This is a genomic window from Asaia lannensis NBRC 102526 (assembly GCF_024054035.1).
GTDB lineage: Bacteria > Pseudomonadota > Alphaproteobacteria > Acetobacterales > Acetobacteraceae > Asaia > Asaia lannensis.
Map to the genome: position 1 here is coordinate 277576 of NZ_JAMXQU010000001.1, position 25717 is coordinate 303292.

Consider the following 25717-nt stretch of genomic DNA (forward strand, 5'->3'; position numbering starts at 1 on the left):
TGAAACGATAAGTAAAAACAAGGACAGTTTTTGCGACGGGGTGTGTACTTTTTTAGAACGGTCATTGAGGGAACCAATGAGAAAAAAGATAAATTTCAATGGCATAACCTACTTTATCGCTGTGATTGAAGCTGGATCGATCTCAGGGGCTGCGCGGGCTCTGGGGGTGTCAAAAAGCGTGATAAGTAAAGCGGTCATTGAGCTTGAGGCGGCCTTGCAGACAGATCTTCTGCTCCGTACGTCAAAACAGCTCCTGCCAACGAAGGCGGGCGAAGTTTTTTACCGACGCTGTACGTCGGGTATAGAGGCGATAGAGACGGCGTTTCTCGATACGCAAAACCATGGCGCGATCCCTCAGGGGGCCCTACACATACTCGCCAATGCCGCCTATGGGCGGTATGTCGTGCTACCGGTCGTGCATGCTTTTGCGGCGCGTTATCCTTCCTGCCAGATCAGATTTTCTCTTTCCGACGATGTGCCGGAAGCACAGATGACCTGGTTCGATGTCGCTATAAGAACGCGTCCTTTCGACGATCCATCCCTGCATGTCAGGCGTGTTGGGAGTTTTCAGCGCCATCTCGTGATCAGTCGCGATTATGCGGATCGTTTGGGTCCGATCACCTCATTCGATCATCTGCATGCCATACCCTTCATCGGTTATGTAGATATGCCGGGCAGGGATGGCTGGCTTATGACCGGTGGTGGCGAGCCTCGTCTTCTGGGTCTCTCGCCCCATCTGTCGCTCGGGCCGATCAACCTCATTGTGGAAAGTGTACTTGCAGGGCAGGGGTATTCGGTTTTACCCGATTTTCTCTACGATCATCCGAGCGTCTCGCCCCGCCTACAGAAACTCTTGCCTGAATGGTCGGCTGAGCCGGGCGATGTTCTTGCTTACACATATCCCGCGCGCCAACGCTCGGCATCGGTACGCCTGTTTATCGACTGGATGATCTGCGCTGTGCAGGGACTGCCGTTCCCCGCCTGAGCGGGTTGCACGCGATGCCCGGTGTTAGTGTTGCCAGAGTTGTTGCGGGACTGTTGTTCGACGTATCAGCGCCTGATCCAGCGAAGACGCTCTTCCGAACGCTGCTCCCATCCACGTCTCTCCAGTTCCGGCGTGTTGTTCTCCTGCTCGGGATAACCCACACAGAGATAGGCCATGAACTGCCATTGTGGTTCGGCATCGAGCAGATCGGTCATGTGATTCGGGTCGAGAATGGATACCCAGCCGAGACCGATATTATGGGCCTGCGCGGCCAGCCAGAACGTATGTATGGCCATGACCGCCGACCATTGTACCGTCTCCGGCATGGTGAGGCGACCGAGGCCTCTGCCCTGTGCAGGGTCGGGATCGCAGAACACGGCAATATGATGCGGCGCATCTTCAAGACCGGCCAGTTTCAGCCTGGCATAGGCTGCGCCATCCGAATCCTGACGCGCGGCGAGAGCCTCGGCATTGCGCGCGGAGAATTCCTTTCGCACCGCCTCACGTCGTTTGGGATCGTCGACGCGCATGAAGCGCCATGGCTGGCTTAACCCGACCGAGGGGGTGCTGCAGGTCAGGGCGAGGAGCGCATCGAGACTTTCTTCTGGCACCGGATCGCGCCGGAAATGGCGTACGTCGCGTCGCCAGTGGAAAAGAGCTTCAAGCTGGGTGCGAAAATCCCGGTCGAAAACCGGAGCAGTAAGACAGGCCGGGTCGTGCAACGACAGACTCCCTAGATCCAGACAAGCAGCGCAAGCAGAAACGCGCCCTGAAAAGCGCAGGCCAGGCAATAGAGTCTCAGCGCGCGAGACAGATCGCCGGGTTCTGCTTCTGATCGCCCGTCACCCATCCAGGAATCGGCAACCAGAACCCCTTTATACTGCCTTGGGCCTGCAAGACGCAAAGCGAGGCCTCCGGCCATGGCAGCCTCAGGCCAGCCTGCATTGGGGGAACGATGACGCGCGGCATCGCGCCATACGGCGCGTATTGCCCTGACCATCCCGCTTCCGAGGCTGGCCGATGCGAGAACGAGCCATAAGGCCGCAAGGCGTGAGGCCGGACTGTTCACGCAATCGTCGCACAGGGCAGACGCCCTGCCGAATTCCGTATGTTTCGGCGTCAGATGGCCGATCATGCTGTCGGCTGTGTTGATGGCTTTGTATGCCACTGCACCGGGCAGACCGAAGACGGCCATCCAGAAAACAGGGGCTACCACGCCATCCGAGAAATTTTCTGCAAGGCTTTCTATCGCTGCACGAACCACTCCGGCGCGATCAAGTGTTTCGGGGTCGCGCCCCACAATCATGGCAACGGCGCGTCGTCCTCCGGCCAGACCTTCGGATCTCAGCCCGATCAGCACGGCTCTTACGTGGCTGTAAAGCGATCTCTGCGCAATCAGCGTGCTGGCAAAAATCGCCTCGAACACGAAAACCAGCGAGGCGGGTAAAAAGCGTGCGGCAATCGCCTGTGCGACAAGGGTCACCCCCACGGGCAGGCCGACGATGAGAAGCAGGGCCACCAGCCCGAGCGCGCGGGTTTGCCATACAGCGCTTTCAGGGGAAGGGTTTCGGCATCTGAGCCCTCGGTTTTCTTCCGCCGGAGCAACGCTGCCGATCTCACCGGCACGTTGTGTGGGAGAGATCGCAGGATTGAGCCAGTGATCGAGCGCGGTGATCAGGCGGCCGATCCATGTTACCGGATGACCGATCCGCCGGAATACGGCATCGGGATAGCCGATGAGCCCTTCCGTCAGGAGGGCGCAGAGCGTCAGGGAAAGGAACATGGATCAGAATGGCCGGTCAGTACGAGGAATGCGAACATAGCATGACGCCCTGGCCGGCGCATGGCGGTCGCCTGAGCGAACTGGCTCACCTGTTCCCCGAGGCACCGAAACCGTGGATCGATCTTTCGACGGGCATCAATCCCCATCCCTTTCCCTTTACGCAGCCGGATAGCGCCCTGCATGCACGCCTGCCTGACCCGATGGAGGAGGAAGCTCTTCGCCATGCCGCTGCCGAAGCCTATGGCGTATCCCCGTCATGCGTTCTCGCAGCGCCGGGAACGCAGCTTCTGATCGGTCTGCTGCCCGGTTTTCTCATGCGTCGACAGATCGTGGCAGGGGTTCGTATCCTTTCTCCTACCTATAGCGGGCACGAGGCGGCATGGCGTGAAGCCAGGATACCCGTTCAGCACCTGCCGTATGGTGGAGCCCTGTCGCTGCCCGAACGCCACGGGGTAACCGTGATATGCGCCCCCAATAATCCGACAGGTCATGCCCTGACGCTGGCGGAAATCGCCTCATTGGCCGAAACGCATGCGCGGGCGAATGCCGTTCTCGTCGTCGATGAGGCCTATGCCGATTTTGCCCGAGAGAGCGCGGCTTCGCTCCTGCCACATCCGTCGCTGATCGTCCTTAGATCCTTCGGCAAGGCCTACGGGCTTGCCGGGATGAGAATAGGATTTCTGCTCGGCATGCACCCGGTCGTCCAGGCGTTGCGTACTGCGATAGGACCATGGGCGATTTCGACGGCAGGGTGTCATATTGCAGCAGAAGCCCTGCGCGATCGGGCTTGGCGCAGCGACATGGGGAGGCGTCTCGAAAGAGAGATGGCCGCCCTGCGCCACGTCGTTACCCGGGCTGGGTTCGAATTTGTCGGGGGGACATCGCTGTTCGGCCTGTTCCGCTCAGCCAATGCTCCAGCCTTGTGGGAGCGTCTGGCGCGGGCAGGCATACTCGTACGTCGTTTCGACTGGGATGCCTCATTGCTCCGTTTCGGCCTTCCGGCTGATGAGACAGGTCTGATGCGTCTTGCCAAAGCACTCGATGTCAAGGCACTCGATACAGGAGGGGTGTGAAAGTACCGCCGGGCTTTTCGCGATCACGGACCTGACGGCTGCGCGTTTTCTCTAATGCCCGGATACTGCCTGTCACCCTCTCTTCATGCACCATGGTCTCAGCCAGACTGGGTGCTCTGGCCCCAAGGGCATGGATGCGATCTCCGATTGCTTCGCGCCGGGCGCATCGGTATCCTTGAGGAATCATGAGCAATCCTTCTTCTTCAGACGGGGCCGGGTCGGGCCGCGGCCTTCAGCTACGCCCGATCGATCTCGGCAATGGTGTCGTGATCGATACGCCGGTGATTCTCGCTCCGATGTCAGGTGTGACGGATCTGCCTTTTCGTCAGCTGGCGCGCGAGCTGGGTGCTGGTCTTGTCGTGTCGGAGATGATCGCCTCATGGGCGATGGTGCGCGAAAATGAGAATACGTTACGCATGGCGCGTAGCGCCGAGAACGGGCCGAATTCGGTTCAGCTTGCCGGATGCGATCCCGAGGCGATGGCCCAGGCGGCGAAAATTGCCGTCGATCAGGGAGCCGACCTGATCGATATCAATTTCGGCTGCCCCGTGAAAAAGGTTGCTGTCGGTCAATCGGCAGGATCGGCGCTCATGCGCGACGAGATCAAGGCGGCCGCTCTGCTTGAGGCGACGGTCAAGGCCGTATCGGTTCCCGTTACACTCAAGATGCGTATGGGCTGGGATCATCAGTCGCTCAATGCGCCAAGGCTGGCCCGTATTGCCGAGGATGTCGGGATCCGTCTCGTGACGGTTCACGGCCGGACACGACAGATGTTCTATAACGGAACGGCAGACTGGCATTTCGTGCGCACGGTCAAGGACAGTGTCAGGCTGCCAGTCATCGTGAATGGCGATATCGTCTCCATCCAGAACGCGCGCGATGCTCTTGCCGCCTCGGGCGCCGATGGCGTGATGATCGGACGTGGCTGCTACGGTCGCCCGTGGTTTCTCGCTCAGGTCGCCCAATCCCTGCGTTCGGGTGAAAACATGCCCGATCCCGATCTTGAGACGGAGAAATCGATCGTTCTGCGTCATTACGGCATGATGCTCGACCATTTTGGCGAGCGCCCCGGACTGCGTCTCGCACGCAAACATGTCTCCTGGTACTCGCATGGGCTGCCGGGCTCGGCAGCTTTCCGTGCCAGCATCAACAAGATGGACAAGGCGCAGGATGTGATCGACCATCTGACGGCCTTTTACGATCAGCAGATTGCCAATGGTGTGATACGCGATCGCGAATCGACGCATCAGCGCCCGGATGCGATCGAAGAAGCCGCCTGAATGCACGCCCCCGACCGTTTCCCCAGTCTGCAAGCCCCGCCGCGTCCGGCCTTGTCTCGCCGGTCGTATTGCCTGTGACGGCGGTGCCTGAGGGACACGGGGCAGCCGGACGTCTCTCGTCCGGGGCATGCGATGGGGGCGGTTCCGACCGGTCGGAAAAGGCAGGGGGCAGTACGAGCAGGACGATCGGAGGAGGGGTGCCGACCAGCCTCGGTTTCGACGGTCAGTCCGAATCGGTCCGAAAACTGCGTGACAGGCTGGATGAGGCACTTCGCACCTTCGGCGTGCATGGTCTGATCGGTGAGGCAGGTAGCGGCAGAACCCGTGCCGCGCGTTATCTCTGGGCCCATTGCGGGCGACGCGGACGTTTCGTTTCAGTGATCGATCGCCTTTCTCTGGACGATGCCCTCAGCGATGGCGAGACGGGCTGTCTGTTCATCAACGAAATCGGTCTTGCCGAACCTGCCCTGCAGGCCGATCTGCACGCGCTGATAAGGGAGCGTCAGGCGGGTGAGAGACCAGCCGTGATCTGCACCAGTTCATGGACGCCAGCACGCATGATGCAGGATCGTCGCATGGATGATGCGCTCTCATCTCTGCTTGAAGACAGATGCGTTGCGGTTCCTCCTGCCCGTGAGCGGCAGCAGGATCTTCCGGCGCTTGCTTCTGTCTGGTCAGGGCAGGGGGGAGCGTCTTTCTCGTTTCAGACCGGATGTTTCGAATGGATGGCGTCGCAGGACTGGCCGGGTAATTTCCGTCAGATCAGACAGCTGCTCCATTATGTGACGCAGAAATACGCGGGCCGGAAAAATGCTGCGACAATCGTGACCGCAGCCCGCCTGGCAGAGCTGCATCAGGCGGATATGGCACAGGATGCCGCTTCTTTTCAGGGATTGATGGCGCGTTATCTGCCTTCTCTGCTCGATCTGGAGACCGATGTGCAGGGTTCGCTCCATGCGCGTGTTCTGGCGGAGGTGGAGCGTCCGCTTTTTCGTCTTGTGCTCAAGGCAACCGACGGGAACCAGATCAGGGCTGCGGCCCTGCTGGGCATCAATCGCAATACGCTGCGCAAGCGCTTGCAGCTTCTCGGCATCGAGGCAGGGCGGTCACGGTCATGACAGACGGCAACTCCCACAAATCGCAGAGCCCGCACGAACGGAATGTCCAGGCGCTGCCCGGCGACGGAACCGGGTCCGACGATACTGTCATCGGGGCAGAGGCGGTTTCGTCAGAGGATGGCGCTGCGAGCGTCTTCGGCGGCGTTCCTTCCGGCGATGCGGAGCCGAAAAGATCGGGGCTGAGGCGTGTCATCCGTCGTGTCAGCCGTCTCAAGACAGCGATGGTGCTGGCCTGCGCCGCCCTTGTACTGCTGATCACGACCTTCGTCGTGCTGGCGCGCGGTCTGTCCTTTGCCTATCGACCTCAGGTCGAGGCCATGGTGTTTCTGCTCGATTTCATCGTGCTGATCCTGCTCGGGGCCATCGTCATCATACGGGTCGGGCGTATGCTGGCTGAGCGGCGCACGGGTCTGGCCGGGGCGCGTCTTCATGTTCGCCTTATCACGCTGTTCGGCGTAGTGGCCGTGGCGCCTACCGTCGTCATCGGCGGTCTGGCGGCCCTGTTCTTCCATTTCGGCATACAGATCTGGTTTTCCAACAGGGTCAACACGGCGCTGACAGAGGCGCGCGACGTGGCTGCGGGCTATCTGCAGGAACATAACGACAATATCCGGACCGAGGCCTTCGCGCTCGCGAACATCATCATCACGGCCAATAACGACGAGATGTATCGTCACGGCGTGGATCTGATGCGCGACCCCGGTCAGCTGGGCATGATGCTCGATGTCGAGGCGACGGAGCGCGGCCTGAACGAGGCCGTGGTGTTCGATTCCTATACCAACAAGGTCGTGGCTTCAGGGGGGCTTGCCGCCCTTCAGGGCAAGCAGCTCGCCTTGCCGCCGAAAGATGCGACCACGCTGGCGCGTACCAACGATGTCGCCATTCTCGATAGTCCCGACGAGAGAACGGTGCGTGCTGTTGTCAGTCTGGGGCCGAGTACGGGACTGATGCTGGTCATCACACGGCCCGTCGATGCGAAAATTCTCGAACACATGCGTCGCACCGATGCTGTGGTCTCGGAATACCAGCGACTCGATGCGCATCGCACGGCCATACAGATCAGTTTCGTCCTGATCTTCGCCCTTTTGAGTCTGCTGGTACTGAGCATTGGCATGCTGACCGGACTCGTGCTGGCCAAGCAGATCACACAGCCGCTCGGCCTGCTCATTCTTGCGGCGCGCCGTATCAGTGAGGGCGATCTGAGCGTGCGCGTGCCCGAAGTGCGCGGTCGTGACGGACGCAAGGACGATGAGGTCGGAACGCTGTCGCGCGCCTTCAACCGCATGACCGACCAGCTCTCGACACAGCGTACCGAACTGATGGTTGCCTATGAGCAGATCGATGAAAGGCGTCGTTTCACCGAAACCGTCCTTTCAGGCGTGTCGGCAGGTGTGATCGGTCTCGATTCCGGTCAGGTGATCGAGCTGCCCAACCGTGCAGCCTCGCGCCTTCTCCAGCGCGATCTCGATAGCTGCATCGGTCAATCCCTGCGCGATATCGTGCCTGAATTCGGGGTCATGCTCGATCAGGTTCGTGCCGAACCGGGTCAGGCACATACGGCCGAGATCCAGATCGACGTTGCTGAGAGAAGTGCCGTTCTGGGCGAAGGGCCAAGTGTCGGCACGTCAGGTCGTACCCTTCTCGTGCGTATCGTCGGTGAACAGCGCAGCGATGAGTCGACCGGCTATGTCATTACGTTCGATGATATCACGGCGCTTCTGGCGGCTCAGCGCAAGGCGGCCTGGGCGGACGTGGCACGACGCATCGCGCATGAAATCAAAAACCCGCTTACGCCGATCCAGCTTTCCGCAGAGCGCCTGAAGCGTCGGTTCCTGCGTGAAATCAGCTCCGACCCGGAGACATTCGGCCAGTGCGTGGACACGATCGTGCGTCATGTCAGCGATATCGGTCGTATGGTGGATGAATTCTCGTCATTTGCGCGTATGCCTCAGCCGGTCTTGCGCGACGAGGATCTTTCGCGTCTGGTGCGTGAGGCGCTGGTGCTGCAGCGTAATGCGCATCCCGAAATTCTGTACGACACGAGCCAGATGCCCCCCAGGGGACCGATGGTTCATTGCGATCGCAGGCTGATCGGTCAGGCCCTGACCAATCTTCTGCAGAATGCGGCCGATGCGGTTGCCATGGCGGCCAGGGAGCGTGAAGATGCTCAGGATACCGGTGACGGGACGGAAGGCAATGGAGCCGGCGGCGATCAGCACGGCATGCAGGGCCGTATTCGCGTTGTGATCGCGACGGCCGGCGGCGAGGCGGCGGTTCAGGTGATCGATGACGGGATCGGTTTGCCTTCTGTTGACCGGCACCGCTTGACGGAACCGTATATCACGCACAAACCGAAAGGGACGGGGCTCGGGCTCGCCATCGTCAAAAAGATCATGGAGGATCACACAGGTGGGATCAGGCTTGAGGATCGACCGGACGGGCGTGGTACCGTCTCGACCCTTACCCTGCCGGTGCGCGATTCTGCCCCGGCTCAGGGTTAAGCGAGCGAGGAGCAATGAAGATCTGATGAGGAACACGCATGGAGCATGAAATCCTGATCGTCGATGACGAGCCGGATATCCGGCTTCTCATCGAGGGGCTCCTTCGGGACGAAGGCTACGAGACGCGTGTTGCGGCGAATTCGGATCAGGCTCTGGCAGCGTTCCGGGCTCGCCGCCCGTCTCTGGTGATTCTCGATATCTGGCTCCAGGGATCGCGTGTCGATGGCATCGATCTGCTCAAGACGATCAAGGCCGAAGAGCCCGGGTTGCCGGTCGTGATGATTTCGGGCCACGGAACTATCGAAACAGCGGTATCGAGCCTGCAGCACGGTGCCTACGATTTTATCGAAAAGCCGTTCCAGGCCGACCGGCTCATCGTGGTGGTGCAGCGTGCCCTCGAGGCTGCGCGACTGGAGCGCGAGAACGCGGAACTGCGTCTGCGCTCCGGTAACGAGACGCTGCTTTTCGGTGAAGGTCCGGGGATCAGCGCGGTGCGCGGGCAGATCGAACGCGTGGCACCCACCAATTCGCGCGTTCTGATCACCGGTCCTGCCGGATCGGGCAAGGAAATTGCCGCCCGCATGGTTCATGCGCGCTCAAGGCGCGGAACGGGGCCATTCATTGCACTTAACTGCGCCACGCTCGCACCGAATCGCTTCGAGGAGGAGCTTTTCGGGATCGAAGGGCAGGCCGATGGCGTGATGCGTCGTACAGGCGTGCTCGAGCGGGCCCATAAGGGAACCCTGCTTCTCGACGAAGTGGCCGATATGCCGCTCGAAACGCAGGGCAAGATCGTGCGCGCTCTTCAGGACCAGACATTCGAGCGTCTGGGCGGTTCGACGCGTGTGAAGGTCGATGTCCGTGTGATCGCTACGACGAACAGGGATCTTCAGGGCGAGATTGCCCTCGGGCGTTTCAGGGAAGATCTGTATTACCGTCTGGCCGTTGTCCCCCTGCGCTTGCCGTCCCTGCGCGAACGGCGTGAGGATATTCCCTCTCTTGCCCAGCATTTCCTGCAACGTTACGCCGAAAATGCCGGGCTGGCCCCGCGTGAACTTTCGGTCGACGCCCTGGCAGCACTCCAGTCCTATGAATGGCCCGGCAATATCAGGGAGCTGCGCAACCTGATGGAACGCCTGCTGATCATGATGCCGAACGGGCAGGACCTGATACGTGCCGATATGCTGCCCAATACGGTCAGTCAGGGCGCGCCCTCCATGACGCGTCTCGATGCAGGTGCCGATGTCATGGCCCTTCCGCTGCGCGAGGCGCGCGACCTGTTCGAGACGCAGTATCTTCAGGTGCAGCTGCTGCGCTTTGGCGGTAATATCAGCCGGACGGCCAATTTCGTCGGCATGGAGCGCAGTGCGCTTCATCGCAAGCTCAAGCAGCTTGGCGTCACACCGGAAGACCGCATTGTCTAACGCTGGAAACCGGGTCTCAATAAAGATAAGATAGGTCCATTAAAGCCGGAGGCGGTGCTGATGCGTTGACCTCTGGCCCCCCGCTACGGGGCCCTCTCGAACACCAGACAAAAAGAAGAGCAATCTTGGCCAGAGCAAACCCTACCCCTTCGTCGCCATCCGTCCCATATAATGAGTTCTCGCACGGTGGATCGGTGCAGGACATGTTCCTGCAGCATCTCCAGCAGCATGGTCTGCCGGTAACCGTATTCCTCGTGAACGGCGTGAAGCTGCAAGGCGTCATTCCGCAATTTGATCATGAGACGATCATTCTGCGCCGTGACGGTCACACCCAGCTTGTCTACAAACACGCTGTCAGCACAATTATGCCCGTCGCCCCTCTGGCGCTTTTTGCGCAGGATGGCGATATCAGCCTGTAAGGATCTGGAGTATTTTCAAGACGTGTCAGTGACGACCAGCACCACGCCTCCCGCGACCCGCGCCGCCGTTATCCTTCCCTGGGCGCGTCCTACACCCAATGACGAGTTCAGGGCGGCGGAGGCCCGACTGGAAGAGGCGGTGGGGCTGGCGTCATCGATCGGCCTTGTCGTGGTGCGTCAGGCTGTGCTCGCGATCCGCGCCGTGCGCCCTGCGACCTTGTTCGGCAAGGGGCAGGTCGAACAGCTGGCAGAGCTTGTTGAGGATGATGACGTGAAGGTCATGATCGTCGATGCCAAGCTTTCGCCCGGTCAGCAGCGCAATCTCGAAAAGGCGCTCAACTGCAAGGTGCTGGATCGTACCGGCCTGATTCTCGATATTTTCGGTGCGCGTGCGGCCACGCGTGAGGGCGTGTTGCAGGTCGAGCTTGCCCATCTCGAATATCAGCGCTCACGCCTTGTCCGTCTCTGGACCCATCTCGAACGTCAGCGTGGTGGATTCGGCTTTCTTGGCGGTCCGGGTGAGACGCAGATTGAAGCCGATCGGCGCATGATCGACGAGCGTCTCGTGCGTCTGCGCAAGGATCTCGATCAGGTGCGTCGCACGCGCGGCCTTCACCGTTCTGCGCGCAAGAAGGTTCCATTCCCGGTGGTCGCCCTTGTCGGTTATACCAATGCCGGAAAATCGACCCTGTTCAATGCACTGACGGGCTCGGCCGTTCATGCACAGGATCAGCTTTTTGCGACGCTCGACCCCACCATGCGTGGGCTGCGCCTGCCCTCGGGGCGACGTGTGATCCTGTCTGATACGGTGGGCTTTATCAGCGAACTTCCTACCGAGCTTGTTGCGGCCTTCCGTGCGACGCTCGAAGAGGTCGCTGAAGCCGATATCATCCTGCATGTGCGCGACGTGGCGCATCCTGACAGTGCGGCACAGCGTGCCGATGTGATCAATGTTCTCGACGGCATGGTGCGCGACGGCATGCTCGACGAGAACTGGCCGCAGCGTACGATCGAGGTCCTCAACAAGGCCGATCTCATGGGGGGGATCGAGGCTGTGCCCCGTCATCCCGGTTGCGTCGCCATCTCTGCGATTACGGGAGAGGGATTGCCCAATCTTTATTCCATGCTCGATCAGCATATGACGGCATCGATGAGTCTGACGCGCGTGAGCCTCGACATAAGCAATGGGGCCGCCCTTGCGTGGCTTTACGAGCATGGCGAGGTTCTGGAACGCCTCGACCAGGAAACGGAAATTACGCTGGATGTCCGTCTTTTCGAGCAGGATCGCTCACGCTTCGGTCAGCTCTACCCGGATTGCCTTGTATCTGCCTGAAATCGCCCGGATACTCTTTTTCCGTAGAGCCTGGATGGCTCGGTGGAAAGGAGGCGCGGGATGAATAGGGAAATGACTGCGATGACGTCCCGTTCCCGGACTGTCACGCGCGCTGTGCTCGACGATCTCTCGATGATTGCCCGCAACGCCGCGGAGTCGATCATCATGCCCCGCTTCGGTCGTTTGTCCGATGAGGACATCCGGACGAAAACCTCGCCTTCCGATCTGGTTACAATAGCCGATATCCTGTCGGAGGATTACATTGCAGGACAACTCGAGCGCCTGTTACCGGGGGCGCTCCTCGTAGGCGAGGAACGCTGCTGCACCCAGCCCGCGCGGATCGATGAGGCAGGCCGGGCGCCTCTTGCCGTGACGATCGATCCGATTGACGGCACAGCCAATTATGCGGCGGGCCTGCCGGTCTTTGGGGTGATGCTTGCCGTTCTGGAATACGGTGTGCCGGTTGCGAGCGTTATTCATGACCCGGTTACGTCATCATCCGCCATGGCGCTTCTTGGCGAGGGGGCCTGGATGGAGGACCGTACTGGCGGGGTCACGCCAGTGCAGGCCGCCAGACCTTTCGCACATATAGAAGAAATCACCGGAAAAATTGCCTGGCGCACACTTCCGGTGGGCGATACCGAACAGGCAGACCGGCATCTGCGCGCCATGACAGGGTTGTGGGATCTGCGTTGTGCCGCTCATGAATACCGTCTGGTTGCCGGTGGAAACGGGCATGTATTGGCATACAGCCGTACATGCTTATGGGATCATTGCCCGGGCTGGCTGCTCATGCACGAAGCTGGCGCATATGGTGCGCGTCTGAACGGTGCGCCCTACCATCCCGACATTGCAGGGCAGGGGCTGCTTTACGCACCCGATCCTGAAACATGGCGTATGGTTCACGACGCACTTTCTCTTCTACCTTACCATTCGGTCAAGTAACCGTGTCACGGGCAACCCTGTTTACGGCCTGACGTTCATTGTTCGTGAACAAAGGAGAAGTTTCATGGCCGCTCAGGATCCAGTTCTTTATGTTGTCTGCGATGGAGAAAAGGCGCGTTTTCTGCGCTACGATGGACAGCAGATGCGTACGATCCAGCGTTTCGGTGCCCATGACAAAGAGACCGATGCCATAGGGGAGGTCGCTTCGATACATGATCCGCGCACGAATCCCAAGGAGCAGATCAAAAAGCGTTTCTCGCGCCAGATTGCTGATGAGATCGAAACCGCTTTAAACAATAATCCTGCACTTGAGGGACTTGTCCTTGCTGCCGCGCCACATGTTTTGCACGATGTGCGCGAGCACCTGACAAAAGCGACGAGCAAGAAGCTGATCAAAAGTGAGAGCAAGGACCTGATCAATATTCCCGATCATGATCTGCTCCCGCATTTCGACCGCCCAGCCACGGGCTGGCAGATACCCTGATCATTAGTATCGATCGGCTCGATAGTTTTTCGAGCTGGTCCGCATACGCAGCTCTGACCCATCGAGCGTGAAGGGCTGCGTGTCACTTGCATGGTAAAAGCATTCGATGATCCCGGCACATCAATGCAGGTTCGAACTTCGACAGAACCATCCCGTTTTTCTGTGTAAATAATCGATGCGATGGGCATTACGGATACTGCCGGTATCGCCAGTAAGCGTTCATTCTCTTCAAAACCGGTTTTCGGGGGTCTCTAGCTCCACAAAGCAGGAATAGAGAATTCCTCCCACTCCAGCCGGTTGGGAGTGTCCAGAATGATTTCGCCCCCCGGAAATGCACATAGATACCCGTAGGGTGTCTTGATGTGATGATGATGGTTTCTAAGGCTCTTTTCGATCTTCAGGCTGGAATCGCGCCTTGTATCGGATACCAGGAAGCGTCTGTCCTGCTCATATAGATAAGCCGTTTCATTGCCTGTCTGTATCTCGATAAAGAGCTTCGCTCCAGATGTCTGGAACCGTACACGGGGACATATCTGCCGTCCTTCGAGCAGGTCTTGCCCGACGAGTTTTTTCTCCTGGAAAGAATAACTCAGAATATGCCCATGAAATGTCAGCGGTGAACAGGAAAGCTGCAGTGTAGAGCTTTCCAATGCGCGATCACGAGTCAGGTCTGCACCATGACGAGCATACAGAAAGGGCAGATTACGACAGATGATGGCTTTTTCGAACTCACCACGCTCGGACAGGCGATGTGACAGGATAGCGAGATCCCGATATTCGGAAAACACTGCTTTGAGACAGGCGCGTTCGAGAACACTGTGCGAAACCAGCGAGCCGTAGCTGTACACAGGATGAGCGAACAGGCCTCGCCTGAGATTATTGATCAGGTTTATCTGGCTTGTCCGACGCTGCACGGAATAGGCCCGGCAGATATCAGCATGTCCCTGATAGGCCAGTGCTTCGACGAGATACTTTACCTTGTCTCGTCCCTTGATGGTATCGGGGATCGAATGCTGCGCGTTGAAGCTTTTGAGTAAAGTGACGCCCTTATGCTCAAGACGCTCTTTTATGAGTTTTGCATGATAGGTGTCATGATCGTGCCCGGGATCATAGGCAATGAAGATCCTGCCTGCGACGTTCTCCGGAACAATTTTCATCCCTTTCATACGTTCGCTCAGGTATCGGTCGACGTAGCCCTGCTCGATTGCGCAGATTTCCGGGTCAAGTGAGAATTTCGGACACATGGCGAATACGGTGCTGGCCATGAGCCTGCACGACCAGTTCAACGCAGGGTAGCCGCCCATCGAGTATCCGATGACAATACGGTTCCCGACACCCAGTAATCGTTGGTTGATGAGCTCTACGACCCGATCGGTCTCGTCGGATATGAACCATTCCGAGCTTTTTGCGGTGACGCCGATGCTTTTGACATTATTGGCCTCCAATGGCCGTTTGGCAAAAAAATCGGATGTTGCGCGGTGAGCCTGGTCGGCGCCTTCGAATGTAATGACTGCATAATCCGTGTCGCCAGCTATTTCGTGGACGACCAGATCCTTACCTTCAAAAATAACCGTCATAGCTCTTCTCTTGGAGGACGCTTCAAATATCGGCCCGAATTCTCCAAGTAAAGTGTTAAAATGTTTCGGAAACCGAAATCATACCTCAAAGATCAGGTGTTACTACGAAATAATTAAATATATGTTGAAAAAATAAATGTGCACTTTTGGTGAAGAGATTTTTCATAGTCTAGTCGTAGTGTGCAAATTTAAAATAATGAAAAATACGCATTAGTTATAATATTGCATTATATGATAGATATATAACATCTATATTTTATATACCTGTGGTGCATAATTTATATTTTGTATATTGGTTGATCGGATCTTTTGGGTAACAGAAATTGTTATGATTGTCCCTTTAAACCTATATTTAATGAACTGGTAATACAGGACTTGGGGTTATTGCGCCTGCTCTTGCCGGCCTGTGTTGCAATTGGAACTACTGATTTACGGCCTGTGTGCTCTTCTTTGTAGTTTCAGGCGTTGGCTGTCTCAGCCGGACAGCCAACGCGCATATTGTGTATTCTTATGAAGACAAACCGGCATCCGATCCGAAGAGTTCGTGATGGATATGGTCTGCCGGGATACCTTTGTTCTGCAGGCCGAGGATCATATCGCGCTGGAATGTGCGCGGGCCACAGATATAGACCTGCGTATCAGGGTGGATCTGATCGGCGAGCCAATCCGTCGAGACGTGGCCTTCATGCTGCTTCATTGGTGACGGAGCAGGCACGGCACCATTTGAACTGCTGAAAACATCCACGACGAGCGGCTCGTCGCTTTTCGTGAGTTCCGCAAGCTCGGCCATGAAAGGTACCGATGTGGAAGTATGGTCGCCATGAACGAGGCGCAGCCTGGAAAGGTTTCCTGTCTTGGCTGTGTCGAGCATCATGCTCATGAACGGGGTCATGCCAATGCCTGCGCTGACCAGAATGACGGGAGCTGTCTTATCCTGCGGAAGGGTGAAATCGCCTGCAGGGGGGGCAACATCGATTGTATCGCCTACCTTGAGATGATCGTGAAACCAGCTTGAAACCTGACCGTTCGGATCGCGCTTGACCGAGATACGATAGGCTTTGTCGTCCGGTGCAGAGGAAATGCTGTAGCTCCGTCGCGTATTCAGCCCATCCCGATCGAGACGGAAAGTGAGGAACTGCCCCGCCTGATGATGCATGACAGGCTTGTTATCCACGGGCTTGAGCCAGAAGGACGTCACCTGATCCGTTTCTTTCACACGTGAGGCAACCCGGAACTGGCGCCATCCGCGCCATCCGCCCGGTACTTCTGCGCGTTCATCGTAAACCTTTGCCTCGCGACTGATGAGAACATCTGCGAGAAAACGATAGGCATCGCCCCAGGCTTCGAGAATCTCCGGCGTTGCGGCATCTCCCAGCACCGTCTTGATGGCTCCCAGAAGAGCTGCCCCGACTACAGGATACTGCTCGGGTTTGACCATCACCGCGACATGACGCTCGACGATCAGGCTAAGCGCAGCCTCCAGCTTTTCGGGATGATCGATATTGCGTGCGTAGGCGAGAACGGCAGCTGCCAGCGCATGAGGCTGACGCCCATTGGCCTGATCCGTCTGGTTGAACATGGCGGCAATCGCAGGATCGCGCATGAGCTGGGCGTACATGGTCTTGGTGATGTCAACGCCGTGCGCTTCCAGTGCCGGAATGGTGGCTTTGACAATGGCGGCGGTATTGGGATGAAGCGGCTGGATCACGGGAGAAACCCCTATAAGATGTATATGACATACACCTTATAGGGCAGGTGCACAGAAGATGCAAAGGCGCTACATCCCTGATTCATGCGTCTGACCCTCCATACCGATTACGCGCTGCGCGTATTGCTCTATCTCGGGCTGAATCAGAGCCGTCGTGTCTCGATTCGAGAGATAGCGGAGCGTTACGGCATCTCGGAAAATCATCTGGTGAAAATCGTTCACCGACTCGGTCAGGGCGGGTTCGTCACGACGATGCGTGGGCGCGGCGGCGGTCTGGTGCTGGCGCGTGCACCTGCCGAGATCAATATCGGCGATCTGGTGCGTTTCACCGAAGAGGACATGGCGCTCGTCGCCTGTTTTCAGACGGGACAGAGCTGTGTGCTGACCGGCGTATGCCGCCTTCAGGGGGTACTGGGCGATGCGCTCGGCGCATTCATGGCTGTGCTCGACAGCAGGACACTGGCAGATCTTCTGACGTCGCCAGAGCGCGAGGCTCTGACGAAGCGTCTGAATATGTCACATTGACAAGAGTGGTTCGTCCGATTGTTCGGCAATCAGTCCATGCCTGCGACTGTGAAGCCCTTCGACGCGGACTTCGATAGAACGCCCCTGCAATTTGCCGACGATTTTTTCAAGAATATCGACCGACGTGATGTCCCAGAAGGTGGCATCGGCCAGATTGATCTCGACCACCGGCGCATGGGTCTGGAAATCGACAGCATCGTAAAGCATATCGGCTGAGGCGAAGAATACCTGACCGTGTACGGTATAGGTATCGAGCGTGTCGGTTTTTTTCGTATCGACACGCAGCATACCCATGGCGCGCCAGGCAAAGAACACGCCACTCAGCAGCACGCCGACGGCAACGCCAGCAGCAAGGTCGTGTGTGGTCACGGTCACGATAACCGTGACGATCATCACAAGGCTGGAGAGCTTCGGATGGCGCATCAGGTCACGGAGCGATCCCCAGGCAAAGGTGCTGACAGAGACCATGATCATGATGGCCACCAGTGCAGCCATGGGGACACGGGCAACATAATCGTGCAGCAGCACCATCAGCACCAGCAAAAAGGCTCCAGCGGTGAAAGTGGAGAGCCTCCCCCTTCCGCCATAACGCAGATTGCCGACCGTCTGACCGATCATGCCACATCCGGCGATGCCGCCGAACAGCCCGACGAGAATATTGGAAATACCGAGCCCAGTGCATTCCATGCGGGGCTCGCCATGCGTGTCGGTGTGATCGTCTACGACACCGGCTGTCATGAGCGATTCCAGGAGCCCCACTGCAGCCATGGCCAGCGCGTAGGGAAGAACGATTTCCATTGTCTCAAGCGTAAACGGCACGTGCGGGAGTGTGAAAGACGGTAGGCCCGTGGGCAGAGCGCCCAGATCCGCGACCACATGCACCGGCATCGGATGGAAGACCGTAATCAGGGTCAGCACGACAATGCAGATCAGGGGCGAGGGGATGGCCGTCGTAAGACGAGGCAGCAGATAGATGATCGCGAGACCGAGGGCGATCAAGGCATAGGTATGCCATGTCACGTGCAGCATCTGCGGCACCTGCGCCGAGAAGATCATGATCGCCAGGGCGTTGACGAAGCCGGTCTGCACTTCCTTGGAGACAAAACGCATCAGCACCTGAAGGCGCAAAAGGCCGAATGCGATCTGCATGGCTCCTGCCAGCAGGGTGGCGAGAAACATGTATTCTATGCCGTGATTATGCACCAGCGCGGCTGCCACGAGCGCGACCGATCCGGCTGCGCCGGAGATCATGCCGGGGCGACCGCCGGTTATGGCAATGGCCACGCTGATGACGAAAGACGCGTAAAGCGACACGGCAGGCGAAACGCCAGCAATATATGAAAAGGCGATGACTTCGGGAATCAGGGCAAATGTGCCCACCATGCCAGCCAGCACCTCACGCAGCGGGCTGAACGCCCACTGTGCGCGATAGGTCGAGAGATTCAAGAAACGACTCCTTCGGGATGAAAACGATCGTATTTCTCGTCGTATTCCGGCCCGACGCGGCAATGGCGGACCAAATCTAGAAAGACCTGCCCGCAATCGCAAGGCAGGAAATGCTGCTTCACATGACACCGGTCGGAACAGGTCGTACAAATCGATAGTGCAGGCGGCAAACGCTGTGCCGAGACGACACAACGCCAACGTGTCAGAAAATGGTGAAAAGAATCTGGTCAAAGGGGCTAGACGTCTGCCACGCATTTCTCTAGATCAGGCATCGCTGTGTGGCGGATGTAGCTCAGTTGGTAGAGCGCCGGTTTGTGGTACCGGTGGTCGCGGGTTCGAGTCCCGTCATTCGCCCCAGCATTTCCCGATAAAACCTGTCCTGTTGCTTCGACGGATCACCGTCTTCGAAGGCACAAGCGGTATATGGCCCGTGTCCCGGCGGTCATGCATCCCGTAAATGACGCATGACCGACAGCCTCGTTATTTGCGGGCGTAGATATCCTCAAGACGGACGATATCATCCTCACCGAGATAGGGGCCGGACTGTACCTCTATCAGTGTCAGTGGGATCTTCCCGGGATTGGCCAGACGGTGCGTACATCCCAGAGGGAGATAGACGCTCTCGTTCTCTCTCAGGATCAGCTCCTCACTGTCGCGCGTCACCACGGCTGTACCTTCCACGACAACCCAATGTTCCGAACGATGATAGTGTTTCTGCAGCGACAGGACATGGCCCGGATCGACATGGATGCGCTTGACCTGAAACCGGTCGCCCTGGATCAGGCTCTCATAGAACCCCCAGGGGCGGTACATCCTGTTATGAGCCGAAGCCTCGGGACGTCCTGCCTGCGTGAGGCGGGTGACCATTTTCTTGACGTCCTGAGCGCGATCCCGATGCGAAACCATGATCGCGTCTTCCGTCACGACAACGACCAGATCTTCCACCCCCATGACGGCTGTTACGGCTCCATCGGAGCGAACGTAGCAATTGCGTGCTGCATCGAGAAACACGTCTCCAGACGTTACGTTGCCCCCTTCATCCTTGGGGCTGATTTCCCATAGAGCATCCCAGCTGCCGATGTCGGACCAGCCGAAACTGGCGGGTACGACGGCTGCATGAGAGGTGCGTTCTGCAACGGCATAATCGATCGAGATATCAGGAGAGCGGTTGAATGCTTCGGCTTCAAGCCGTTCAAAATCCAGATCCGTCTGGCGGTTGGCCACGGCCTCTCCGACAAAGCGATGGATTGCCGGCTCGAATGTCTCGATTTCACGCAGGAGCGTATCGGCCCGCGCGACGAACATTCCTGAATTCCAGGAATAGCGTTCATCCTGCACGAGTTGTGTCGCGCTCGCCAGATCGGGCTTTTCCATGAAACGTGAGACATGAAAGGCGCCGGAAACGTCGTCGAGCGCCTCGCCACGCTGGATATAGCCGTAACCGGTTTCCGGCTTTGTCGGTGTCACACCGAAAGTCGTTACATAGCCTTTTGCGGCTGCGTCTGCCGCGATCGCCAGGGTTGCGAAAAGATTGTCCAGATCCGTGATGGCAGCATCGGCGGCCATAACCCAGAGAATGGCATCGGGAGCCTGTTCAGCGACAAGGAAAGCTGCGGCGGCAATGGCGGGGGCGGAGTTGCGGGCCGAGGGCTCTAGAACGATGCGCGCGTCATCAATGCCGATCGCGCGCAGTTGCTCTGCAATGATAAAGCGATGAGCCTCATTGCACACGATAACGGGTGCCTCGAGATTCGCCTTGAAACCACGCAGAACGGTCTCCTGAAGCAGGGTATTATCAGTCAGGAGAGGCCAGAACTGCTTGGGAAAACTGCTGCGCGACACTGGCCAGAGACGACTGCCCGATCCGCCGGAGAGAATGACCGGAACGATACGACGTGGCGTGGTCAGCGATGCAGAGGACAAGATTCAATTCCGTAGACAGGAGCGAGGCAGGCATTAGCCGTGCAACGCGCGATAGACGACACGGAGCTTAGTCAGCTCCGAAAATGGCGAATAATTGGCAGTGTCAGTATAGGCAATCCAGGAGTAATAAACAGTATCTGTGTGCAAACAGAGCCCGTCTCTCAATCACGCCAGGGCGTGACGAACGCCATACCGGTAGCGAGCAGCTTTTCGGCCTGTTGCGGGCTGTCCGATTCTACATAGACACGCAGCTCTGGCGCGTTTCCCGAGGGGCGGAAATGGAGGATGTCGCCATTCGCAAAGCTCAGTCGCAATCCATCCGTTTCATCCATCGTCGCAATCTCTCCACTATACGACAAGAATGGCGCCAGAACCGGTGTAACTGCAACGGCCTCCTTGAGAGCGGTAATCTCCTCCGCGCTTCGGGCGCCTGGTAGGGGGGACAGGCGATCGCTCAGTGTATAGCGTGACGGCAGGCTCGCTGTCAGAGCCGCAAGATCGCCGCCATGGGCACGTGCTGCGACGAGTGCGCAGAGCATGGGCAATACGGCATCGCGCGTCGGCAGTGCATCGAGGTGACGGTCTTCCAGCGAAACGGGTGAGGCGAGAAGAAAGCCGCCATTGGCTTCGTAGCCGACCGAAGGGGCGGATCCTGCTCGGGCTGCGTCTGTCATGCCTGCGACAACATAGGGAGAGCCGATGCGGGTGCGCTGGATCCGAGGGGCAAAACCGGCTTTCTCCAGAGCCGTATTGCTGTTGACAGGCGTTGTGACCGATTGGGCCCCCAGATGGCGTGACGCAAGAATGCCCAATACGTCTCCACGCAGCCATTGTCCGCGCCGATCGGCAAGAAGCGGTCGATCCGAATCGCCGTCAGTCGTCAGAATGGCGTCGTACCGGTCGAGCGCGGCCCATTCTCTGGCCAGGGCGGCATCTTCCGGGCGCACGGCCTCTGTGTCGACAGGCATGAATATATCGGATCGCGCCAGCGCCGTGACGTCGGCACCGAGCGCCTGAAGTATGGACACCAGACAATCGCGCCCGACCGCGGAATGCTGGTAGACGCCGAGTGTGAGCCCTGTAAGGGCCTGTTCTCCGAAAAAATCGCGATATCGGGCGATATAGGGCGATAGCACATCGATCGGCTCCGGCAGGGGGGCAGGAGCGATCAGCATACCGTCTCCGTCGAATCGTCCTTCCGGTATCGCGACCTGCTGGGCACGCATTCCGGGTTCGTCTTCCTTCAGGAATTCGCCTGTCGCCCGGTTGAACTTGATCCCGTTACGGTCTGCCGGGATATGACTGCCCGTGACCATCAGGGAAGGAATGGCCCTGGAATAGGCATGCAGACACAGGGCTGGCGTCGGGACGAAGCCGCAGAATACCGGCACGCCACCGGCATAGACGACGGCTTCTGCGCAGGCACGCAGAATGCGCGGCGTGCTGGGGCGCAGATCGCCTGCCAGTGCAACAGGTTTTCCGGGTGCGAATTCGCCGAGGCTCGCAAGATGCTGGAGATAACCGAGCACATAGGCGAAGCATACGGCATCGGTCATCGAAGTAACGAGCCCGCGAGCGCCGCTGGTTCCGAAACCGACACCCGAGCGGGCCATCCATTCATCGATAGTCATATAGTGGATCAGTTCTGAAAGAGGCAGGGGCGGAAACGGAGGGTCAGACGCGGCCATAGCCGAAGCTGTTGCGAGGACGCGGTGCAAGACGGCAGCAATTCCAGCCGCTCGCGCCCATATCGGGCGTGTTCTGATCGGTTGCGGGGGTCAGATAGCCATTCGGCAAAAGCACGTAATGCGCGATATTCAGCTCCGGTCCTGTCAGGAACACGTTACGCCAGATCTTGCCATCGACCGTGTATTCCCGGAGCGTCCAGCTACCGTCGAGCGTCGCGGCATTGTTGAACATCATGTCCTCAGCCCAGAAAGACTGACGATGCAGGCGATATGTGCCCGATGTCGCTGTCGGCGATCCGTCCAGTACGAGTTCGATCGAGGTATTTCCCTGTGGCGTCGGCAGGGGGTTGAAGCCGTACCAGTCGCCGAAAACCGGCCCTGTCGGATTTGTACATCCTCCGAGCGTACCGAGTGAGGCCACAGCCAGCATGAGGCTTCCAAGGTGCGACAGGGATCTGGACAAGCGGATCATGGATGATTTCCAGCGGGTAAAGCGGCCTCGTCAGAGACCGGAGAAAAAAGACGGGAGAGCCCGATATCGAGATCGACCGGGACGATGCCCAGACGCTCCATCATGGGCTGGATCGGGAAAGCCTTGTCCTCAAGCAGACGGCGTATTTCGGCGCGGCCGATCTCGGGAAAACCGGGAAGCTTCGCGGCCAGGGGCGCCAGCGCTTCGAGAACGACGCCCGGCACGGGCAGAAAAAAGCGTGTTCCCAATCCTGCCGCCCTGAGGATCGCTTCAATGAACTGCCGATAGGTCACAGCTCTCGGGCCTGCAATGACAAGGACCTCGGGCCCGGTTATCCCGCCTGTTTCTGCCAGATCGAGTGCGGCCAGAACGGCGCGTGTCACATCGTCCTGATAAACAGGCTGTACGAGGGAGCGACCGCCATTCGGCAGGGGAACGAGGGGCAGGCGGCGTAGCAGAGAGGCAAGACGCTGCACGTTATCCTCACCCTGGGCACCGTAGATCATGGTCGGGTGCAGGATCATTCCCTTTCGGCCCGAAGCCAGCAGAGCGGCTTCTCCGGCAAGCACGCCATTTCCATGGTCATCGGGCCAGCGCGTGAATTTACGGGTGCTGCCAAGGGCAATCAGGCTGGCTGGCTCTGGTGCGGCTGCCAGAATGGCCGGGATGTGTCGTGCATGAGCTGTGGAGACGATACGCTCTGCGTCCGCTAGGGCTGCAGCGAGAGTGGAGGCATCACCCAGATCGGCCTGGCGCGCTGTGACGCGTTGGGCACTATCGAGCTTTTCGGGTGAGCGAACGACAGCGATGACCGTATCACCGCGTGCGGCAAGTGCCCGTGCGATGGCCTTACCCGAGCGTCCGCTGGCTCCGACAAGGTGGATCGGCGATGCCATGGTCAGTGCAGCGTCGTGGAAAGGATGGGAGGCGACGACCAGGCCTGCGCCATGGCAGGATCCTTCCGCAAAGGCTGTACCAGTCCGATCACGTTCTGATTGTCGAGAGGAACGGGGGGATGAAAGGACAGCGTCAGCGTTCTGCCGGTCGGGGCGCTTATGAATTCCGGCAGGGCGCTCAAACCCGGGACCTTCAATGCCAGCAATGTCATGGAAGGCACGATGACCTGTTTGAGATCTCCAAGAGACTGGTTGCGCTGAGCCGCAATGCGCGTGAGCAGCGCGTCGAGATTGCCCCCTTCGTCATGATAGGTCAGATCTGTCGCCACGAGCGCGGGCAGATGCTCTCCGTCAAAATTTTCGAGATTGTTTACAACGATATGCCCTTCGAAAACGAAGGAGTTCGGTGTGGTTGCGTTGAAGGCAATCGTTCCGACACGGCTGGCCGTATCGAAGGAAATGGTCTGGGTGACCGTGTCGATATGCGTAACGGGAGGGAGCGAGAGAGCGAGCAGGACGGGGAGATCGATCCTGAGGATGGAATGACGTGTTTCAGAGCGCGTCTCGATGGATTTCCCCTCCTGCCACCGGTGCATTTCGCTCGTGTCCGTAGTCAGGCGCATATTGAGGAAGGAGAGAGCCAGCCCTTTTGTTTCGGTGCGGGCGGGCGTCTCCAGCGTATCCGACAAAAGCGCAGCATGGTCTGGCAGTGTGCCGCCTGTGAACTGCTCGGCCCAGCCGACATAGCGCGCATAGCGTATCCCGCTCTCACGCAGATCGGTGACATCGATACCCAGGGGGGCTGCTGGTTGATGGAAGGCTGAAGCCAGCGTGTAGGCGACGGCGCTCTCTTTGGCGCAGAGGAGATGACCGTCATGCAAGCTCCCCGCATTGCCGTCATCGTGTCCGTAATTATCGAGAGATGCCTCATGGATCGTGAGTGTGCAGCCGCTGGCAGAGGTCAGGGCAACGCCATGAATCTGGCCATGACGGAAATGGAGCTGTGAGGCTGGGGGGAGGCCGGTCACGTCATGTTTCTCACGCGTGACGGGTGGAAGAAGCAGCTTGCCGATCGTCAGATCGTCGATTTTTCCTGCGACCTCCCCCCTGATTTCCACACCCTGCGCATGAATGCGCGAAACACTGAGGCCGGTCGAGAGATAGCCCTGCGGATTACTGATTGTCAGTACGCGTGCGGTCAGAACGGTCCCGCCCCGGATGAACCGGGCATTATCGAAACCGGCACCGCGGGCGAAGAAACGCGGATAGGCGTGGTCATATTCGAAGCGGGCATCGGGGGGAAGATTGGCGCGCAGGCTGGCAAGGGCGCGCTGCAACTCGGCCCGGGATTCATGGCGTACGCCGATGGTGCCAAGACCGACAACAACCAGGCACAGGCCTGCAGCAAGCCAGGGTCTCTTCACGTCAGATCATCCTCACAAAACTGCCTCAATCGACTGGGTGCATGTTAGTCCGGCTTTGCAACAGGGACAATGTCGCGCTGATTTTGTGCGGTATTATGTTACCTTATGCCAAAAAACGGCTGTTTTCCGCCATTTGTCGGCAGGGTGCGTGAGTCGAAAAAGCTTGACCTCGGGGCTGGAGCGCCCCATAAGGCGCCCCCAATACCAACACATGTTGCTGGATCAGTCCGAACCATGAAGACCACACCTTCGTTAAAGCCTGCAGAGGTGACGAAAGGCTGGACCCTGATCGACGCCGAAGGGCTCGTTCTTGGCCGCCTCGCCACCATCATCGCGACCCGCCTGCGCGGCAAGCACAAGCCCCAGTACACCCCGCATGTCGATTGCGGCGACAACATCGTCGTGATCAACGCCGAGAAGATCGTCCTGACCGGCAACAAGGTGGGGCAGAAGCTGTTCCACTACCACACGGGTCATCCCGGTGGCATCAAGGAGCGCACCATCACGCAGCGCCTCGAGGGCAAGAACCCCGGCAGCGTGATCGAGAAGGCTGTCGAGCGTATGATCACGCGCGGCCCGCTGCAGCGCGCCCAGATGAAGCACCTGTATGTCTATGCAGGCGCCCAGCATCCGCATGAAGGCCAGCAGCCGGTGAAGCTGGATGTTGCGTCCATGAACCGCAAGAACACCCTCAACGTGATCGAGGCCTGAGA

General features: G+C 58.6%; 22 protein-coding genes and 1 tRNA gene. 13 read left to right on the plus strand and 10 right to left on the minus strand.

Annotated elements, in window-relative coordinates; all coding sequences use genetic code 11:
- Positions 1-76 precede the first annotated feature (76 nt).
- Entirely contained in the window at positions 77-985 is a 909-nt protein-coding gene (locus NF685_RS01245; RefSeq protein ID WP_252848267.1) for a LysR family transcriptional regulator, read from the plus strand.
- Positions 986-1050: 65 nt separating this feature from the next.
- Here the strand turns inward: NF685_RS01245 and bluB are convergent, their stop codons facing one another.
- Together bluB and cbiB are read right to left on the minus strand one after the other, a co-directional pair.
- Positions 1051-1707 (minus strand): 5,6-dimethylbenzimidazole synthase, encoded by a 657-nt coding sequence (bluB, locus tag NF685_RS01250; protein ID WP_252848268.1) that lies wholly within the window; start codon positions 1705-1707, stop codon positions 1051-1053.
- A gap of 11 nt (positions 1708-1718) precedes the next feature.
- Positions 1719-2768, minus strand: coding sequence for an adenosylcobinamide-phosphate synthase CbiB (gene cbiB / locus NF685_RS01255; RefSeq protein WP_252848269.1), 1050 nt, complete (start codon positions 2766-2768; stop codon positions 1719-1721).
- A gap of 8 nt (positions 2769-2776) precedes the next feature.
- Here cbiB and cobD point away from each other — a divergent pair, with 8 nt between their 5' ends.
- The 9 genes from cobD to NF685_RS01300 all read left to right on the plus strand — a co-directional run bounded on the left by cobD (position 2777) and on the right by NF685_RS01300 (position 13345).
- Positions 2777-3841 carry a threonine-phosphate decarboxylase CobD gene (cobD, locus tag NF685_RS01260; RefSeq protein WP_252848270.1) on the plus strand — a complete coding sequence of 355 codons (1065 nt, stop codon included), beginning with the start codon at positions 2777-2779 and terminating at the stop codon, positions 3839-3841.
- Between the two features lie 185 nt (positions 3842-4026).
- A complete protein-coding gene (dusB, locus tag NF685_RS01265) occupies positions 4027-5121 on the plus strand; it encodes a tRNA dihydrouridine synthase DusB (RefSeq protein WP_222546489.1) in 1095 nt (364 codons plus the stop codon).
- Between the two features lie 83 nt (positions 5122-5204).
- Positions 5205-6239, plus strand: coding sequence for a helix-turn-helix domain-containing protein (locus NF685_RS01270; protein WP_222546490.1), 1035 nt, complete (start codon positions 5205-5207; stop codon positions 6237-6239).
- A 221-nt stretch (positions 6240-6460) separates the two neighbouring features.
- Positions 6461-8740, plus strand: a complete 2280-nt coding sequence (locus tag NF685_RS01275) for a sensor histidine kinase NtrY-like (RefSeq protein ID WP_222548664.1) — start codon at positions 6461-6463, stop codon at positions 8738-8740.
- Between the two features lie 38 nt (positions 8741-8778).
- Positions 8779-10164 carry a nitrogen assimilation response regulator NtrX gene (ntrX, locus tag NF685_RS01280; RefSeq protein ID WP_222546491.1) on the plus strand — a complete coding sequence of 462 codons (1386 nt, stop codon included), beginning with the start codon at positions 8779-8781 and terminating at the stop codon, positions 10162-10164.
- A 203-nt stretch (positions 10165-10367) separates the two neighbouring features.
- Positions 10368-10583 carry an RNA chaperone Hfq gene (hfq, locus tag NF685_RS01285; protein ID WP_222546492.1) on the plus strand — a complete coding sequence of 72 codons (216 nt, stop codon included), beginning with the start codon at positions 10368-10370 and terminating at the stop codon, positions 10581-10583.
- 28 nt (positions 10584-10611) lie between these two features.
- Complete coding sequence (gene hflX / locus NF685_RS01290; protein WP_252848478.1) at positions 10612-11916, plus strand: GTPase HflX; 1305 nt, start codon at positions 10612-10614, stop codon at positions 11914-11916.
- Between the two features lie 81 nt (positions 11917-11997).
- Complete coding sequence (locus tag NF685_RS01295) at positions 11998-12861, plus strand: inositol monophosphatase family protein (protein WP_252848271.1); 864 nt, start codon at positions 11998-12000, stop codon at positions 12859-12861.
- 64 nt (positions 12862-12925) lie between these two features.
- On the plus strand, positions 12926-13345 hold the full coding sequence (locus NF685_RS01300) for a host attachment protein (protein WP_222546495.1): 420 nt from the start codon (positions 12926-12928) through the stop codon (positions 13343-13345).
- A 251-nt stretch (positions 13346-13596) separates the two neighbouring features.
- Here NF685_RS01300 and NF685_RS01305 read toward each other — a convergent pair whose 3' ends face one another.
- Positions 13597-14922, minus strand: coding sequence for a hypothetical protein (locus tag NF685_RS01305; protein WP_252848272.1), 1326 nt, complete (start codon positions 14920-14922; stop codon positions 13597-13599).
- A gap of 508 nt (positions 14923-15430) precedes the next feature.
- Positions 15431-16630: an NO-inducible flavohemoprotein gene (gene hmpA / locus NF685_RS01310; protein WP_252848273.1), complete on the minus strand. Its 1200-nt coding sequence runs from the start codon at positions 16628-16630 to the stop codon at positions 15431-15433.
- An 84-nt stretch (positions 16631-16714) separates the two neighbouring features.
- Between hmpA and NF685_RS01315 the strand changes: the two genes are divergently transcribed.
- Complete coding sequence (locus NF685_RS01315) at positions 16715-17155, plus strand: RrF2 family transcriptional regulator (protein WP_222546497.1); 441 nt, start codon at positions 16715-16717, stop codon at positions 17153-17155.
- Here the strand turns inward: NF685_RS01315 and NF685_RS01320 are convergent.
- Positions 17147-18601 (minus strand): SulP family inorganic anion transporter, encoded by a 1455-nt coding sequence (locus NF685_RS01320; RefSeq protein ID WP_252848274.1) that lies wholly within the window; start codon positions 18599-18601, stop codon positions 17147-17149. The two genes, NF685_RS01315 and NF685_RS01320, sit on opposite strands and share 9 nt — an antisense overlap.
- A 281-nt stretch (positions 18602-18882) precedes the next feature.
- Between NF685_RS01320 and NF685_RS01325 the strand changes: the two genes are divergently transcribed.
- Positions 18883-18958 (plus strand) — tRNA-His (locus tag NF685_RS01325).
- A 123-nt stretch (positions 18959-19081) separates the two neighbouring features.
- Here the strand turns inward: NF685_RS01325 and NF685_RS01330 are convergent.
- From NF685_RS01330 to NF685_RS01350, 5 genes are all read right to left on the minus strand, one after another.
- Positions 19082-20524 carry a mannose-1-phosphate guanylyltransferase/mannose-6-phosphate isomerase gene (locus tag NF685_RS01330; RefSeq protein ID WP_252848275.1) on the minus strand — a complete coding sequence of 481 codons (1443 nt, stop codon included), beginning with the start codon at positions 20522-20524 and terminating at the stop codon, positions 19082-19084.
- A gap of 161 nt (positions 20525-20685) precedes the next feature.
- Positions 20686-22155, minus strand: coding sequence for a phosphomannomutase (locus NF685_RS01335; protein WP_456304477.1), 1470 nt, complete (start codon positions 22153-22155; stop codon positions 20686-20688).
- 43 nt (positions 22156-22198) lie between these two features.
- Positions 22199-22684: a hypothetical protein gene (locus NF685_RS01340; protein ID WP_252848276.1), complete on the minus strand. Its 486-nt coding sequence runs from the start codon at positions 22682-22684 to the stop codon at positions 22199-22201.
- The gene (locus tag NF685_RS01345; RefSeq protein WP_252848277.1) at positions 22681-23580 is read right to left on the minus strand and encodes an SDR family oxidoreductase; all 900 of its coding nucleotides are present in this window, start codon (positions 23578-23580) and stop codon (positions 22681-22683) included. The genes NF685_RS01340 and NF685_RS01345 overlap by 4 nt, the downstream gene beginning before the upstream one ends.
- Positions 23581-23582: 2 nt before the next feature.
- A complete protein-coding gene (locus NF685_RS01350) occupies positions 23583-25004 on the minus strand; it encodes a hypothetical protein (RefSeq protein WP_252848278.1) in 1422 nt (473 codons plus the stop codon).
- A 234-nt stretch (positions 25005-25238) separates the two neighbouring features.
- Between NF685_RS01350 and rplM the strand changes: the two genes are divergently transcribed.
- Complete coding sequence (gene rplM, locus NF685_RS01355) at positions 25239-25715, plus strand: 50S ribosomal protein L13 (RefSeq protein ID WP_222546501.1); 477 nt, start codon at positions 25239-25241, stop codon at positions 25713-25715.
- Positions 25716-25717 lie beyond the last annotated feature (2 nt).